Source organism: Achromobacter sp. T5-5, assembly GCF_055397965.1.
The window spans coordinates 1,650,606-1,666,598 of sequence record NZ_AP027919.1; the positions used below are offsets into that span (position 1 = coordinate 1,650,606).

The following is a 15,993-nucleotide window of genomic DNA, read 5'->3' on the forward strand; positions in this document are numbered from 1 at the left end:
ATTAAGCCGGAGAAAGTGTCATTCCGCTCTTTTACTGACGTTCAGGCCAGTAGTGATTGATCTTTCACAAGGTCCCGCATCAATTCGAATGTGGGTCAATGCTGTCATCGTCGCGGATAGACCGCGCTGGCGCACGATACGCCTTGTAGGGATGGCGGTCTGTCCTTCAGGCGAAAGGGCCTCCTGCGAGGCTCGCGGCAGGGCCGCAGTCAGGCCGTGCATGCTGGCCGGCGGACGCAATTCTCTCGCCGTGCCTTTCGTAATCCTTCTACATACGTGCATTGGAGCCAGGCCTAAAGTCTCGTCCCAATGAGGCTTCGCCCTGCCTGAGGTGTACCCCTCGATTTCCGGGAGAGGTACCCGCCATGAATCACTTGAACCACATATTGAACAGAGAGTCGGCCCTGCCAGCTGTGCTAAGCGGTCGGCAAATGTCCATGGTCGCTTTCGGTACGGTCATCAGTTACGGGTTGGTGTCGGGAAGCGCGCTGCCGCTGCTGCTGGCCGGCCCGGCCGCGTTTCCCGCCTACGTGGCGGCAGCGCTGGTGGTGCTGGCCTTGATGGCCGGACTCAGCCGCCTCGTCGCCCAATACCCCACGCCCGGCGCATTCGGTTCCTACGCGGAATGCACCCTGGGGCCTGCCATGGGGTTTCTGGTGCGCGCGGCATACCTGGCCTCTCTCGTCCTGATCATCGGAACCGAAGTGTCCCTGCTCGTTCCCGTCCTGGCGGCCTGGCTGCCTCAGGCCTCTCCTGTTTGGCTGCTGGCTGGCGTGCTTGCAATGCTCACGCTGGTCAACATGGCGGGTGCGCATGCATTCGCGCGCTGCGAAGTCGCATTGTCGATGCTCAAGGTGGGGGGGCTGATCGCCCTCATTGGCCTGGCATTTCACTACGCCACGCAGGGTCCTTCCACACCTGCGCAATCTTCCTCCGAACTGACGTCCGTCTTCGGCTCCGTGCCTTTCATCAATGTCTGGCAGGCCTTCATGCTTGCGACGCTTGGCTTCGTCGGCATCGAATCCCTGGCCATCGTGGCCGCTGAAACGCGTTCCACCGCCAAGGGGCTGCGCCGCACGCTGCGTATCACCTCCTTCGCCGTCGTGGGCCTGGCGCTGGCTGCGGTCGCAGCGGCGTCGGCGCTGCTCGATAGCGGCGTGAATTCACTGTCCCGGCCCCTCTTCGCCACGTTGCTCGACTTGGCCCGCTTGCCTTGGTCGAACACGCTGTTTCGCGCGCTGGTGCTTGTGACGATCCTGTCGGTGCTCAACAGCCAGATCTATTGCGCCTCGCGCATGCTCTTCAGCATGGCGCGCGCCGGGCAGGCGCCGGCAAGGCTGGGCCGTTCATCCCGCCGGGGACCCGGCCGCGCAGTTGCCGTGACCGGCGGGCTGTCCATCGCGGTGCTGGGGGTCAACACCTGGCTGCCCGGCGACGCCTACGTTGTGGCGACGTCGATCGCCATCAGCGGCTTGTTGTTCGTGTGGCTGGCCATCTTCCTGACGCATGCCCGCCGCGATCTTGGCCGCGATGCCATATTCCTGCGCTCGTCCATGCAAAGCCGCTTGCGTGCCGTACCCGCCATCGTTGGCGCCGTGGTGGTGGCGGCGATCGCCGGCTCCACCCTGGTGATCGACGAATTCGCCGCCACGCTGCACATCGGCCTTCCTTTCCTGCTCCTGCTTTGGCTCGGCTACGTGGGCTTCACATTCCTTTCCCGTTCAACGCGCTCGACGGGCCGAGCGTCTGCCATGGCAGACCGCCTGTCCGCGCCATTCCAGACGGAGTGATGTCCATGAGCAATCACGCCTATTGGGTCGACTACGACAGAAAGATCGTGTGCAACGAATTGCGCCGTCAGGAACTCATTTCGTTCCAGGACTGGGTCTACGACGCAACGAATTGCGCACGGCGCTTCTCGCCGACCAGCTACCTCGGCTATCGGCTCTGGGCAAAGCCATGTCTGCGGCTGATGCACAGGCATCCGCCGCTGGCGAAAAAACTTGCGGTGGTGGTTCGCTGGATGGTCGCCGACCTGAAGCACGAACTGGGCGTTAGCAAGCAGCGGCACCTGCTGGGCAGGATCGTGCGGCGCGGCATTTTCTGGCCCGCCAATCTGCTCTTGGGTTGTCTTGCGCGACTGGTTTGGATCGATACCGGCGTCTCCGCCGGCCGGACCCGAATGCAAGCACTTGGGCGGTAGTTCATTCCGCCATTTCGTTGTTTTTTTCTTCCACTTAGATAGGTCTTTACGTCATGAAAAAGCTCGTCATCAACGCCCTGATCGCCTCCGCCTTCGCCGCCTTTGCGGGCGCCGCGTCGGCCGATACCGGCAACATCTCGTTCCAGGGCGAGATCACCACTTCGCCTTGCTCGATCGGTGGCGGCCAGCAGGGCGCAGACATGGTGGTGTCCATGGGCTCCATCTCCACCAACTACTTCACCAACGCGGGCGACCGCGGCCCCGCCTCCGCGTTCAGCATTTCGCTGCTGAACTGCGACGTCACGACGCTGGGGACGGCCACCATCGCCTTCCGTCCGGGCGCTGGCAGCGTCGTCCTCGGCCGCCTGCTGGGTCTGGAAAACGGCGCGGGTGCGCAGGGCGTGGCCATTGCGCTGGAAGATATCGAGAGCGATAGCGACGTGGTCGTTGGGGGGGCCGGCAAGAGCTTCACGCTCGCCGAAGGCACCAACGTTTTCCGATTCAACGCTTACTACGAAGCGATCGATTCGACGGTGACCGCGGGTTCCGCCAACGCGCGCGCGGTGTTCGAAGTCACGTACTCGTAATTCGCGCAGACGCGCGTACGGCGGGCTGGGAGGCGCTCCCGCCCGCCCGGGTTCTACGCAAGGCCGCCCGCGCGGACGGCCTTGCGACCCTCTGAACCTCGCCCGCCTTGTGCGCCCTGGGCGCACCGCCGTAACGCTGCTTGTCTGGATGGCGGCGACGCTCCATTACCGCACGCCAGATCGTACTGGGCGTGCTTGACGACATGAAACTCAACAAAGCAAAACTCGCTGTTGCGGTGGTTCTCGTGGCGGCGTCCTGGGTGGCGCATGGACAGTCCGTGACACTCAGCATTTCCGGGCGTATCACGAGCACCCCTTGCACCGTATCAGTGGACGCGGTGGTGATGGGCGATGTGCCGATTTCCGAGTTCAGCGCAAGCAGAACGCCGGGTCAGCAGTACTGGAAGGATTTCTCCGTGACGTTGGGCGGGTGCGAAGTCTCCACCCTGCAGGCCGCCAGCTTGCGATTCAACGGCACCACGGCGTTTGGCGACGCAGGAATTCTGGCCTTGACGGCGGTCCAGGGCGCCGCCACGGGCTTCGGTGTGCAGGTGCAGACCAAGGATGCCACGCACGGGTCCGGGCAGATCGTGCGCATGGATGGCAGCGAGTCCTACGCATTCAACGTGAACTCAAGCAAAAACACGTTTCAGTTCACCAGTTCCTACATTTCTACTCCCAGCGCGACCGGCATCCGATCAGGAACGGCCGACGCCACCGCGACGATCACGCTGACATACTCCTGAATCATCCCGGGGATCCACCCCGCCATGCGTCCGATGCGGCGGCGGTCCAACTCAACCTGAACATCAGCCGGCTTGTCCGCAAAGAGCCGCGCGCCAGCATCATGAACATTCTCTCCAAGCGCATTCTTTCTGTCGTGGCCACGCTCGGTGCGCTGGCCTTCAGTTCCGTCCATGCGGCCGTCCAGTTGTCCAGCACGCGCGTCATCTTCAATGAAAAGGAAAAGAGCGTCTCGATCAACGCCAAGAATCACGGCACGGATCCCTTCGTCGTGCAGGCATGGATCGACGGCGAGTCCGAGGAAATGGAAACGCCGTTCTTCGTGACGCCGCCCTTGAGCCGTTTTGACGGCGGTACCGAACGCAGTCTCACGATCACCCGCGTGGGGGGCGGCATGCCCGTCGATCGCGAGAGCTATTACTGGCTGAACGTGCTCGAGATCCCGCAAAAGAAAATGGGCGCCTCGGAAAACAGTCTGACGCTGGCCACGCGCACCCGCATCAAGCTGTTCTATCGCCCGGAAGCCATCCAGAAGATGCCTCGCGATGCGTCGCTGGTGCAGTGGTCCTGGCAGAAGGACGGCAAGGGCTGCCAGCTTGCGATCAAGAACACATCGGTTTTTACCGTCAATTTCTCGGGCATTGACGTCCCGGGCGAAGCGGATGGCTTTGGCCGCACTGTCGTGGCCAAGCCGTTGACCACGACGCTGCTGCCGTTGGCGAAGTGTCCCAGCGGCGCGACGAAGGCCACGGCGAAAGTCGTCAACGACTATGGCGTGGTGGAATCCTGGGCAGAGGTTGCGGTGCCCGCTGGCGCCGAAGCGCAAACGCGCGGGCAGTGAAAATGAACGCGAATCAGGCCCGCGCCGTTTTCTCGGCGGTCGTGATTCTCGCCGCTTGTCTCGTCGGCCGTGCGGCAGAGGCCGACCAGGACGCGGCAACGTTCGATAGCAGTTTTCTGTATCAAAAGGCGGGCGCGACCGGCGTCGACCTGTCGGTGTTCGCGTTTTCCAACCGCGTTCTGCCGGGCACGAAGTCGGTCATGATCCAGCTTAACCGCCAGGCTTTCGGCATGCGCGAGATCGATTTCGCCGCCGTGGAGGGCATGGAGGACGCGCAACCGTGTCTACCCGTGCCGTTGCTGAAGGAAATGGGGGTAAAGATCGAGGCCTTTCCCGCGTTGCAGACCGCGACCGGCTGCACCGGGGCGCTCAAGACGCTGCCTTCCGCCGAGGCGCGCTACGACCAGGACAAGAACATCCTTGACGTTTCCATCGCCCAGGCGGCGTTGGATCGCAAGGCACGGGGCACCGTTGCGCCCGAACTCTGGGACAACGGCGCGACCGTGTTCTGGTCGTCCTATCGTTTGTCGCACAATGCCTCCCGCTTTTCCGGCGGCCAGGGCAGCAGCACCAGCAGCACCTTCGCCAGTTTCCGCAATGGTTTCAACCTGGGCGCATGGCGCCTGCGGGCCAACGGAAACTATTTCCAGAGCGCGGGAAGTTCCAGCTTTGACTGGAGCGACCTCTACGCCGAGCGCGACGTGGCGCCTTGGCGCGGGTGGTTGCGCATGGGCGACAGCGCCACCCCGGGCAACATTTTCAATGCGACGCGGTTTCGCGGCGTGATGCTTCAGTCCGACGATGGCATGCTGCCGGACAGCCAACGCGGGTTCGCACCCGTGGTGCGCGGCATCGCGCCTTCCAACGCCAAGGTGACCGTGCGGCAGAATGGCTACGCGATCTACACGACGTTCGTGCCGGCCGGGCCTTTCGTCATCGACGATCTTTACTCGACGCCGGGCGGCGGCGACCTCGAAGTGACCATCGAGGAACTGGGCGGCCGTACCACGCGCTTTTCTCAGCCGTTTTCGGCCCTGCCGACCATGTTGCGCGAAGGAACCTGGAACTACAGTTTTGCCTTGGGCCAGCATCGGCAGAGCTACGTGAACGAACGCCCGATGATGGCGCAGATGACGCTCGCGCATGGATTGCCATTTGGGGTGACGGCGTACGGCGGTCTCACCGGTGCGCAGGGTTCGTACTACGCGGGAGCCGCCGGGCTGGCGCTGAACCTGCGCGAACTCGGCGCGCTTTCCACGGATGTGACGACCTCTCACTCGCGCGGCGCCGACGGAAAGAAGCTGGTCGGCACGGCGGCGCGTATCCAGTACGCCAAGGCCTTTCCATCGCTGGGTACCGACCTGACGCTGGCGGGCTACCGCTACAACTCGGATGGTTACCGCAGCCTGGACGACGCGGTGCGGGATCGCAGCTCGAACAACGCGTTTCGCGGATACGAGCGAATGCACGAATACCAGTTGTGGCTCTCTCAACGAGTCGGAAGCGCGAGCTCCATCTCGTTCAACTACTACGGCATCGTCTATCGGAACGCTCCCCGCGCCGCGTCGTTCGCGCAAGTTTCCTATTCCAGCGGCTTTGGCCGGTTGGGATACTCGCTCAATTACGGCATCAACAGCAGTCCCTGGCAGAAGCGCCAGTCGACATTCATGCTGACGCTCAGCATACCGCTGGGCGGCACGCATAGCGCGAGCTACTCGCTGTCGCGCAACCAGGGCCAGGGAGTGAGCCAGGACGTCAATCTCAGCGGGGCGCTGACCGACGACTACGCGATGACCTATGCGGTGCAGGGCGGCGTGACGCAGGGGGCGCCGGGCGGCGGCAATGGCGGCCGGGGATATGCCGCGGTGGGCTACGCGTCTCCCGTGGGCGTAGCCAACGTCAGCCATGGCTACAACGCTGGCGCCTCCAATACGAACATCGACTTCAGTGGCGCGGTCGTCGTGGACAAGAAAGGCTTCCTGCTCGGACAGAACATCGGCGAGACCGCCGTCATCGTGGACGCGCCAGGTGCAGCCGGCGTGGAGGTCGAGTCCTATCCCGGCGTGCGGACCAACAGCGCGGGGCGGGCATTGGTACCGTCCGCGACGCCGTACCGCGAGAATCGCATCTCGTTGAAGCCCGACTATGACGATACCCATGCGACGCTGGGGCAGAACGTCGCCACCGTCGTCCCCAGCCGCGGCGCGATCGTGGTCGCGAAGTTCGACACCGAATTGGGTCGCACGATACTGGTGGTGCTCAAGGATGCGGCCGGCGCAGCCTTGCCTTTTGGGGCGGCGATCCACGAACCGGACGGCAGGCAGCGCGGCATCGTGGGACCGGTGGGACGCGCCTGGCTGACCGGGTTGGAAGGCGTCAGCAGGTTCACGGTGCAATGGGGCGAAGCGCAGGCGCAGCATTGCGCATTTGAAATCGACGCATCTTCGGTGGCATCCGGCGCCGGGGAATCGACCAAGGAGCTGACATGCAGCTAATCCATGAAAAGGCTCAGAGCATGCCTGGCCCGCTGAAGGGGGCGGGACGCGTCTTGGCAGCGTGTTGCCTCGCATTGCTCGGCGCCGCCGGCGGCGCGCCCGATGCGCAGGCGGGTCCGCTCGACGCGAGAGCAATCCGATGCTATGTCAACCAAGGTGGCATGGGGCCCAGCAGGACAATGTACTCCGCGTATGCCGGCAACCAGTATTCGATTTACGCGGGAAGAACTTCCGTGGCTGTGCCGGCCAACCCAACGCGTGGCCAGCCGTTCTTCGCGGTGGAGCTGGCGCTGCCGCGTCTAGAGGGTGGGGAGCGGGGCAAGGCGGCCCCGTTGTATGCCTGCCCGCCAGGGGCCTCGGAAACTTTTGCCAGCTCAAGGCCCTTGATCGGGGGCACCGACATCTACAAGACCAGCCGCCAGGGCATCGGCTTTCGCATCTTTTACTATGTGACCGACAGCTCGTCCCAGACCGCGCCGATCACCTACATCAATAATTTCTCGAGCGGTGCGCTCGTATTTCCGTTCAACAGTTCCGAATACCTGCCCAACGCCCGGACGCGCATCGAGGTCGTCGCGACCGGCGACCCGATCGTACCGGGCTCACTGAACACGACCGAAATATCCGCTGTCACGACGCTGGCGAACCTGGGAATGACGTCGCCGCCCGTTAACCTCTACGCCGTTTCCATGTACGGCAACGTCTCGTTCTCCGTTCCGACCTGCAGCGTGTCCAATCCGAGCGCCCTGAGCATCACACTGCCCGACGCCAACGTGGCGGCGTTGAAGGCAGGCACCGCTGGAAGCGTCTCATCGACCACGCTGCAGGTCACGTGCACCAGCAGCAGCGCGCAGGCGCCGACGCTGTCCATCGCCGGATCCACGGTTCAGGGCTATGACACGACGCTGAAAAATCAGGAAGCTGCCGCCACGGCCGCGAAGGGGGTCGGCGTGACATTGTGGGTATACGACACGCAGACCGGCACCTTCCGCCCGCCCAAGATGGGCGTGGCCGACAAGAACCTGGGCTCGCCCGTCGGGGCGGTTCCCACGGCGAGCTGGTCCTATCAGATCGGGGCCAGCTACCAGCAGGTGGAGCCGACGCCCACGGCGGGGGCGGTGAGCGCCAAGGCGACGCTGACCTTCAGTTATAGCTGACGCCGCCCTGGCGGATCGCGGCCGCGGCAGCGTCCTGCCGACGGTCGTCCGTATTTCTCCCGCCCGTCCCTCGCCTATGTCGTCGCCCGTGTCATATAGTGGAACCGTCTGGTTTCTGGAAGACGGCGCCTTCTTCGCGACGGTGGCGGTTCATTTTTTTATGGGGCCATGACCATGCAAACCCAAGCGGCATCTCCCGTCCTGCCGGACGACGCCATCCTGCGCGAAAAGCTCGCCGACATCATTTCCGACGTGTGCCGTTGCGATCGCGGCCCGCTGCTGAATGACGAGCCATTTACCGCCGTCATCACGCAATTCGACTCGCTGGCCATCCTGGAGATCCTGCTCGAGATCGAGACCCTGTTTGGCATCCCGACGGACGAAATGCTGCCCGCCGATCATGCAGTGGGCGCGCAGGAGATCACGAGCGTCTTTCCCTCGGACCTGTCCGCCTTGATCGTCTACATGCGCAAGGTGGTCGACCGCATGGCTGCCGCCCCCGTCGCGTCAGCCGCCTAGCCGGAGCTGCGCCATGACGCAACGTCGATCTGTCGTGGTTACCGCCATCGGCATGGTGACGCCCGTGGGCGACAACGCCGAGCAGACCTTTGATGCGCTGATCGAAGGCCGGTGCGGCGTGGCGCGCTCGCCGGACGGCGGCATCGACCGGCGCGTGGGCCATGTCCGGACCGATGTGGCCGCGGGGCTGCATCCCGCGCAGGTCCGCATGATGGACCGGGTGACGTTGATGGCGCAGCATGCCGCCGCCGAGGCGATGGCGCGCGCCGCCCTTGAGGACCGCCACAAGGCGCAATGCGGCGTTTTCATCGGCACCGGCATCGGCGGCGTGTCCACGCTGTGCGAGGCCGTCGAGGCCTATCACGGCGTCGTGCCCCGGCGGACGGTGCTGGTGGTCCCCGCGACCATGCCGAATGCGCCGGCGGCGCACATCGCGCAGCAGCTCACCTCCACCGCCGAGGCACAGACCTACACCACCGCCTGCTCGGCGGGCGCCGTCGCCATCGGCGAAGCCTTTCGACGCATCCGCGACGGCTACCTGGACGTGGCGATCGCGGGCGGCGCGGAGGCCATGCTCACGCCGGTCATCATGGCGGCGTGGAAGCAGCTGCACGTATTGTGTGCGGACCCCGAAAGCGGCGATGAAGGCAGTTGCCGCCCGTTCAGCCGCCGGCGCACCGGCTTCGCGCTGGCCGAGGGCGCCGCGATGCTGGTGTTGGAATCGGCGGATCACGCCGCGGCGCGCGGCGCGACGCCCATCGCGGAACTCTGCGGATACGGCGTCAGCAACGATGGCACGCACCCCTTGCGTCCCGACCCGGACGGCCAGTCGCTGGCCATGTCCCGATGCCTGGCGGATGCCGGCCTGTCGCCCGGCGAAGTCGGCTATGTGAACGCCCACGCGACGGGCACCTTGGTGGGCGACCGGATCGAGACCGCGGCCATCAGGCGCGTTTTCGGGGTTCAGGCGGACGCGTTGCCCGTCAGCAGCATCAAGGGCGCCATCGGCCACACCATCGGTGCGGCGGGCGCGATCGAAGCGGCGGTGACCGCGATGGCCGTCGCGCGAGGCGTCGTGCCGCCCACCTTGTTTTTTGAACCCGGGGATGCGCAATGCGATCTGGACTACGTGCCCGGACGCGCGCGCCAATTGCCCGGGCTGCGGGTGGCGATCAGCAATTCCTTCGGCATGGGCGGCAACAATGCCGTGCTGGCGTTTCGACAGGCGGCCGGGACGCGGGGGTGAGCGGTGCGGCTCGCGCGGGCGTTCAGCGGGCAGGCAGCAACTGCATGCCTGTGCGCCGCTGGAACTCGTCGTAGCTGATGGGCGCGCCCGCTGTCGTGTTCGGGCTGTTGGCCTGCCAATGCACCCACGAACGCCCCGTGGCCGCGTCATAGACGACCTTGAAGAGATGGCTGGGCACCGCCACGCCCGAGCCGATCTCCTTGGGCTTGTCGCCATAGTACGGACCGGTGAAGACGTAGACGTCGCCCGAGGCGCGCATGACGTACTTGCGGGTGTCCTGTTCGATCTGGCTCCATGGGCCGCCATTGTGCCGCTGGTCCTGCGGCACCATGTTGGCGAGCGAAAAGCTCTGCGCCATGGCCTCGTGTGTGGACATGTCGCCCGCCGGCGCCATGTGGCCGCGCGAGTAGCCCGAGCCGCGGTAGTCGGCCAGCTCGGCGCGTTCGGCGCGCGGCACGCGGGCCTCGGCATAGAACTTGTCGGACCGCTCCATGCCTTGCGCCTGCGTCAACACGCTGCGGTTCAGGCGCTCGGCAACGAACACCGGCGTCTTCGTCTGGCCGTTGTGCAGGATGGCGAAGTTTGAAAAGCAGAGTTCTCGCAGCGCAAGGCTGGCGGGCACGACAGGGGGGCGTTGCTGCGGAAAGAACTGCGGGCAGTCGGCAAAGCGCGTGTGGGCCAGGCCGCCCGCCGGCACCGCCGCGGGCGCGAACTGTTCCTGGGTCGGCCAACCGACGCGCGCGAGGAGCTCGTCAAGCGAGAGGTTGGGGCGCCACTGGGGGTTCAGCGCATAGGTGGCGGCGCCGAACGTGGCCAGCGACGTGAGCGCAAACGTACGCAGGAATCGGTAGATGCGGCCGGGGCTGGCGCTCTTGCTTCTGCCTGCCGGGGCTTTCCTTCTGGGTGCTGATTTCTTCGCGCGGGTCATACTGCCTGTGTGTTGCGGGCCGGCGCCTCTTCGCGCTCGGCAACTGGCGGCATTGTAGATGACCGCAACATGACGGCGCCGTCGGCCCCGGGGAAGGGGGCGCGAGGTATTCTTATGGTCGTCCGACATTCACAGACACGGCAGCCGCGCAGGCAGGCTGACAGGATCGGGGAAACCGAATGAGACCGTCATTGCTTTTCGTGGCCGCCCTCGTGGCGGGGTGCGCCGCCCCATCGTCGGGCGATCTGGTCACGCAGGCCAAGGTGCAAGCCATCAAGATCAACGTCACGACGTTTGACGACATGGTCCGGGATTTCGGCCCGCCCCGGTCGCAGCGCGTCGATGCGCGGGGGCTGCGGACCGCGTCATGGTTCTACTTCAACAACAGCGAGTACGGCGCGATGCAGGACCAGCGCACGCTGACGGTGATCTACAACCCCGACGGCACGGTCAAGGAGTACATGAACGCGTCCGTCGGCGAAAAGGACACGGCGCGGCCACGCTAGCGCGGGCGGCGCGGCCGATCCTTCGGCGCAGGGGCAGGCTGCGCAGCCGCACCCGCGGCCACCAGGTGTTCCAGCAGCAAGGCCGCGGCGGCCGTCAGGCCCGTCTCGCTGCGCATGCAGATCGCGAAGCGCCGGCGGCTCCAGGCATCCTTCAACGGCAGCACGCGCAGGCCGTGCGCCAGGGCGTAGGGCGTCGCAACCTCGATGGGGGCGACGCTGATCGCAAGGCCGGCCAGCACGACGCGAAAGGCTGAATCGAAATTGCTGACCGTCACGCGGTGGCGCAGCGTCCGGCCGCTGTTGCTGGCCGCCGTCTGCAGCATCCGCAGCACCGCGCCTGCGGCGGGCATGCTCACATGCTCGTACGCCAGCGCTTCCTCGAAAAAGACGGCTTCCTGCTCGGCCAGCGGATGCCCCGGCGCCGTGACCACCGCCAGCCGGTCGCCGCGGTAGGGGCGGTGCGCCAGCCCATGGAATTCGGCGGCGTCCCAGCAGATGCCCAGGCTGGCGATGCCTTCCTTCACGCCGCGCACTACCTCGTTGCTCACCCGTTCTTCCATGTCCACGCGGATGTTGCGGTGCGCCTCCGCCTGAAGAAACGACGCGATGTCTTCCGCCAGGGACTCGGCCAGCACCGAGGCGGTGGCCAGTATCCGCACCTGCCCCTTTACGCCGCTGGCGTAGGCGGACATGTCGCGTTCGATGCGGTCGGAGCTGGCCAGGATGGCGCGCGCGTGTTCCAGCAACGTTTCTCCGGCCTCCGTGGGTTCGACGCCCCGGCGCTTGCGCGTGAGCAGCTTCGCGCCGACGGTGTCTTCCAGCTGGGCGAGCCGTTTGCTGATGGCCGAGCCCACGATGTTGGCGCGCTGGCCGGCGCGGGCGATGTTGCCGGTCTCGCAGACGGAGATGAAGAGGCGCAGGGTGGTGATGTCGAGGTCGCGCATGGCGGTCATCCTGACGTGATATTCCAAATAGGAATTTTAAGCGTTCCAAAATACCGCTTGTGCGCAAATGGGGAATATCTAAACTGGGGCTTCCCTTACCCACGCAATCGCGCCATGTCCCAGCTTGAATCGCCCTGTCGCCCGTCCGCCGTCACGGTTCGTGAAGTGGGGCTGCGCGATGGCCTGCAAAGCCTGTCGGTGGTGATGCCCACGCACACCAAGCTCGGCTGGATCGATGCCGCCTATGCGGCGGGTCAGCGCGAGATCGAGGTGGGCTCCTTCGTGCCCGCCCGGCTGCTGCCGCAATTGGCGGACACGGCCGAACTGATTGCCCACGGCAGGCGGCTCCCCGGCCTGGCCGTGTCGGTGCTGGTTCCCAACCTGAAGGGCGCCGAGCTGGCCCTGGACAGCGGCGCCCACCTGATGCTGGTGCCGCTGTCGGCCAGCCACGCCCACAGCCTGGCGAACCTGCGCAAGACGCCGGACGAGGTGGTGGCGATGGTCGGCCAGATGCGGGCCGCGCGCGACGCGGCCGGGTCGTCCGTGCTGATCGAGGGCGGCGTCGGAACGGCCTTCGGCTGTACCTTGCAGGGCGAGGTGCGGCCGCAGGAGGTGCTGCGCCTGATGCAGGCGCTGCTGGATGCCGGCGCGGACCGTGTGAGCCTGGCCGATACGGTGGGCTATGCCGATCCCGAGGCGGTGCGGCGCCTCTTCGAGGCGGCGCGGCGCATCGCCGGCGACCGGCTGTGCTGCGCGCATTTCCACGACACGCGCGGACTGGGGCTGGCCAATGTCCTGGCCGCGCTGGATACCGGCGTGGCGCGCTTCGACGCCTGCCTGGCCGGCATCGGGGGCTGCCCGCACGCGCCGGGGGCCAGCGGCAATGTCAGCAGCGAGGACCTGGTGTTCATGCTGGAAAGCATGGGCATCGAGACGGGCGTCGACCTGGACCGGCTGCTTGCATTGCGCGAGGCCGTCGCCGGCTGGTTGCCGGATCAGCCCCTGCACGGCGCGTTGTGGCGCGCCGGCCTGCCCAAGACTTTTCGCGCGCGCCCCGGCCTGGCGGCCTGAGCCCGCGCTTCAACGCGACTCCTGCGAGCCTTTTCATGCCTGACACCCCCGACACCCCCGACGCCGCCGGCGCTCCCGCCTCCCGTCCCTTGCCGCTGGCCGGCCTGCGCGTGGTGGAATTCACGCACATGGTCATGGGGCCCACCTGCGGGATGGTGCTGGCCGACCTGGGCGCCGAAGTCATCAAGGTCGAGCCCGTCAAGGGCGACCGCACCCGCCACCTGCTGGGCGTGGGGGCGGGCTTTTTTCCCATGTTCAACCGCAACAAGAAGAGCATTGCGCTCGACATCCAGAGCCCGGCTGGCGCCGAGGTGGCGCGCAGGCTGGCCGCCAGCGCCGACGTCGTCGCGGAAAACTTCCGGCCCGGCACGATGGCGAAGTACGGCCTGGACCATGCCTCGCTGTCCAAGGAGAATCCGCGCCTCATCTACGTCAGCCACAAGGGATTCCTGCCCGGTCCGTATGCGATGCGCACGGCGCTGGACGAGGTCGTGCAGATGATGGGCGGGCTGGCGTACATGACCGGCCGGCCGGGCGATCCGGTGCGCGCCGGGACCAGCGTGAACGACATCATGGGCGGCATGTTCGGCGCCATCGGCGCGATGGCCGCACTGATCCAGCGCGGCATCACTGGGCGCGGCCAGGAAGTGCAGTCGGCGCTGTTCGAGAACAACGTGTTCCTCGTCGGCCAGCATATGTTGCAGTATGCGATCACGGGGCAGCCCTCGGCGCCGATGCCCGAGCGCGTGTCGGCCTGGGCGCTGTACGACGTGTTCACAGTCAAGGACGGCGAGCAGATCTTCCTGGCGGCGGTGAGCGATGCGCAGTGGGTGACTTTCTGCGACGCCTTTGGGTTTGACGACCTGAAGAACGACCCGGCGATGGCCACCAACAATGACCGCGTTCGTTTGCGGCCCACGCTGCTGGCGGACTTGCGCCGGCGGCTGGCCAATTACCGCGCGGCCGAATTGGGCGCCATCTTCGAGCGCGCCGGCCTGCCGTTCGCCCCCATCGTCAAGCCAGAGGAGCTGTACGACGATCCGCATCTGCGCGCGACGGGCGGGCTGGCCGACATCCGCCTGCCCGACGGCGAGCGGGCGGGCCAGACGGCGGGCGCCGCGCTCTTTCCCCTGATGATGGACGGCCAGCGGCTCGGGGTGCGGCGCGACCCGCCGGTGCTGGGAGCGGACACCGAGGCGTTGCTGCAGGGGCTGGGCTACGACGCCGGACAGATCGCCGCGCTGCGCGAGCAGGGCGCGGCGGCCTGAGCCAAAGGCGCCAGGAACGCCAGGAACGCCAAGAACACCGGAACGGGCAGCGGGTAGCGTCGAAGTCGCAGTAGCAGTAGCAGTAGCAGTAGCAAAAGGCCGCACAAGTCGGCCGGTCCAACAACCATCAGGAGACAGACATGAGCAATCAACGCGCAGGCGGGGGCTGGAGCCGCCGCCAGGTGATCGGGGCGCTGGGCGCCGCTATGCTGGGCGCGCCCGGCTTGACGTGGGCGCAGTCGGACCGGCCGGTGAAATTCATCCTGCCGGTGGGGGTGGGTTCCGGCGTGGACACGATCACACGGGCAGCGGGGCCGGCGCTGTCGGCGGCGCTGGGACATACGGTGGTGGTCGAGAACCAGCCGGGCGCCGGCGGCATCGTGGGTACGTCCGCGTTGGTGCGCTCGGCGCCGGATGGATACACGCTCAGCATGCTGTCCAACAACCACGTCATCTTTCCCAGCGTCTACAAGACCCTGCCTTTCGATCCGCTGACCGACATCACGCCGATCAGCATGGTGGGTATGACGCCGTTCCTGGTGGTCGCCAATCCCCGGAACATTCCCGCCAATGACATCAAGGCATTGACGGCGCTCTTGAAGAGCCAGCCCGGCCGCTACAACTACGCGTCGTCGGGCAATGGCACGATCCTGCACCTTGCCGCCGAGATGTATGTGCAGCAGGCGGGTGTGAAGGCGCGGCACATCCCGTACAAGGGCGTGGGGCCGATGATGGCCGATCTGATCGGCGGGCAGGTGGATTTCGGGGTGCTATCGCTGCCGTCAGTGCTGCCGCAGATCAAGAGCGGCGCGCTCAAGGCGTTGGGCGCCTGCGGCGGCGAGCGCATGGCGGCGCTGCCCGACCTGCCGACGCTGCGCGAACAGGGGCTGGCGGACTATGAGATCGGCGGCTGGTTCGCCGCGGCCGGGCCTGCGAAGTTGCCGAAGGCGGACGTTGCGCGCATCTATGACGCGCTGGGACGCGCGTTCAATTCGCCTGCCGTGAAGGAAGCGATGGCGACGCAGAACAACCGTATCGTCCTGATGCCGCCCGAGCAGACGGTGGCGTACTTCCGTTCCGAGATGGCGAAGTACGCCGCCGTCGTCAAGAGCGCGGGCCTGGAGCCGATGTAGCCCGCGCCGAGGGCGCGCTAGCTGTCCTTGCCGCTGGCGTCGCCGTTCTTGTCGGCGGCGCGGAGCAGGCCGTATAGCTTGTCCTTGAGGTGGAGTTTTTCTTTTTTCAGCACCTCGATGGCGGTGCTCGAGGACGGCTTGATGCCGTCCTCCATATTCTGGATTTCCTGGTCCAGATCGTTGTGCCGCTGGAACAGCGCCGAAAAATGGGCGTTTTCGGACTTCAGTTGGGTAATGAGCTCGCGGTATTCAGGGAACATAAAGGCCTCTTGAGGAACCGGTTGACGGGACCGACGATGCGCCTGGCTCGACGCCTCATCAGCGTCAAGCCCATGACACGCCAACGCCATC

Annotated in this window: 16 protein-coding genes; 13 read left to right on the plus strand and 3 right to left on the minus strand. The window is 65.9% G+C overall.

The window, feature by feature from the left end; all coding sequences use genetic code 11:
- The first annotated feature begins 437 nt into the window (after positions 1-437).
- The 9 genes from ACZ50Q_RS07435 (at position 438) to ACZ50Q_RS07475 (ending at position 9,792) form a co-directional block, all read left to right on the plus strand.
- Positions 438-1,790 (plus strand): hypothetical protein, encoded by a 1,353-nt coding sequence (locus ACZ50Q_RS07435; RefSeq protein WP_464081024.1) that lies wholly within the window; start codon positions 438-440, stop codon positions 1,788-1,790.
- A gap of 5 nt (positions 1,791-1,795) precedes the next feature.
- On the plus strand, positions 1,796-2,203 hold the full coding sequence (locus ACZ50Q_RS07440; protein WP_464081025.1) for a hypothetical protein: 408 nt from the start codon (positions 1,796-1,798) through the stop codon (positions 2,201-2,203).
- Between the two features lie 53 nt (positions 2,204-2,256).
- Positions 2,257-2,790: a fimbrial protein gene (locus ACZ50Q_RS07445; protein ID WP_464081026.1), complete on the plus strand. Its 534-nt coding sequence runs from the start codon at positions 2,257-2,259 to the stop codon at positions 2,788-2,790.
- Between the two features lie 203 nt (positions 2,791-2,993).
- Positions 2,994-3,536: a fimbrial protein gene (locus tag ACZ50Q_RS07450; protein WP_464081027.1), complete on the plus strand. Its 543-nt coding sequence runs from the start codon at positions 2,994-2,996 to the stop codon at positions 3,534-3,536.
- 101 nt (positions 3,537-3,637) lie between these two features.
- Complete coding sequence (locus ACZ50Q_RS07455; protein ID WP_464081028.1) at positions 3,638-4,375, plus strand: fimbrial biogenesis chaperone; 738 nt, start codon at positions 3,638-3,640, stop codon at positions 4,373-4,375.
- 2 nt (positions 4,376-4,377) lie between these two features.
- Positions 4,378-6,870: a fimbria/pilus outer membrane usher protein gene (locus ACZ50Q_RS07460; protein ID WP_464081029.1), complete on the plus strand. Its 2,493-nt coding sequence runs from the start codon at positions 4,378-4,380 to the stop codon at positions 6,868-6,870.
- Positions 6,861-8,027: a fimbrial protein gene (locus ACZ50Q_RS07465; RefSeq protein ID WP_464081030.1), complete on the plus strand. Its 1,167-nt coding sequence runs from the start codon at positions 6,861-6,863 to the stop codon at positions 8,025-8,027. The genes ACZ50Q_RS07460 and ACZ50Q_RS07465 overlap by 10 nt, the downstream gene beginning before the upstream one ends.
- 174 nt (positions 8,028-8,201) lie before the next feature.
- A complete protein-coding gene (locus ACZ50Q_RS07470; RefSeq protein ID WP_464081031.1) occupies positions 8,202-8,546 on the plus strand; it encodes an acyl carrier protein in 345 nt (114 codons plus the stop codon).
- A 13-nt stretch (positions 8,547-8,559) separates the two neighbouring features.
- The gene (locus tag ACZ50Q_RS07475) at positions 8,560-9,792 is read left to right on the plus strand and encodes a beta-ketoacyl-[acyl-carrier-protein] synthase family protein (protein ID WP_464081032.1); all 1,233 of its coding nucleotides are present in this window, start codon (positions 8,560-8,562) and stop codon (positions 9,790-9,792) included.
- 22 nt (positions 9,793-9,814) lie between these two features.
- Here the strand turns inward: ACZ50Q_RS07475 and ACZ50Q_RS07480 are convergent, their stop codons facing one another.
- Positions 9,815-10,720, minus strand: coding sequence for a DNA/RNA non-specific endonuclease (locus ACZ50Q_RS07480; protein ID WP_092579043.1), 906 nt, complete (start codon positions 10,718-10,720; stop codon positions 9,815-9,817).
- Positions 10,721-10,899: 179 nt separating this feature from the next.
- Between ACZ50Q_RS07480 and ACZ50Q_RS07485 the strand changes: the two genes are divergently transcribed.
- Positions 10,900-11,226 (plus strand): hypothetical protein, encoded by a 327-nt coding sequence (locus ACZ50Q_RS07485; protein ID WP_076515632.1) that lies wholly within the window; start codon positions 10,900-10,902, stop codon positions 11,224-11,226.
- Here the strand turns inward: ACZ50Q_RS07485 and ACZ50Q_RS07490 are convergent.
- Positions 11,223-12,170 carry a LysR family transcriptional regulator gene (locus ACZ50Q_RS07490; RefSeq protein WP_464081033.1) on the minus strand — a complete coding sequence of 316 codons (948 nt, stop codon included), beginning with the start codon at positions 12,168-12,170 and terminating at the stop codon, positions 11,223-11,225. The two genes, ACZ50Q_RS07485 and ACZ50Q_RS07490, sit on opposite strands and share 4 nt — an antisense overlap.
- Positions 12,171-12,284: 114 nt before the next feature.
- On the opposite strand from ACZ50Q_RS07490, the gene ACZ50Q_RS07495 reads away from it, so the two are divergent.
- The 3 genes from ACZ50Q_RS07495 (at position 12,285) to ACZ50Q_RS07505 (ending at position 15,642) form a co-directional block, all read left to right on the plus strand.
- Positions 12,285-13,241, plus strand: a complete 957-nt coding sequence (locus tag ACZ50Q_RS07495; protein WP_464081034.1) for a hydroxymethylglutaryl-CoA lyase — start codon at positions 12,285-12,287, stop codon at positions 13,239-13,241.
- A gap of 35 nt (positions 13,242-13,276) precedes the next feature.
- Complete coding sequence (locus tag ACZ50Q_RS07500) at positions 13,277-14,509, plus strand: CaiB/BaiF CoA transferase family protein (RefSeq protein WP_464081035.1); 1,233 nt, start codon at positions 13,277-13,279, stop codon at positions 14,507-14,509.
- 140 nt (positions 14,510-14,649) lie between these two features.
- Positions 14,650-15,642, plus strand: coding sequence for a Bug family tripartite tricarboxylate transporter substrate binding protein (locus ACZ50Q_RS07505; protein ID WP_464081036.1), 993 nt, complete (start codon positions 14,650-14,652; stop codon positions 15,640-15,642).
- Positions 15,643-15,659: 17 nt separating this feature from the next.
- Here ACZ50Q_RS07505 and ACZ50Q_RS07510 read toward each other — a convergent pair whose 3' ends face one another.
- Positions 15,660-15,902 (minus strand): YdcH family protein, encoded by a 243-nt coding sequence (locus ACZ50Q_RS07510; protein WP_092579051.1) that lies wholly within the window; start codon positions 15,900-15,902, stop codon positions 15,660-15,662.
- Positions 15,903-15,993 lie beyond the last annotated feature (91 nt).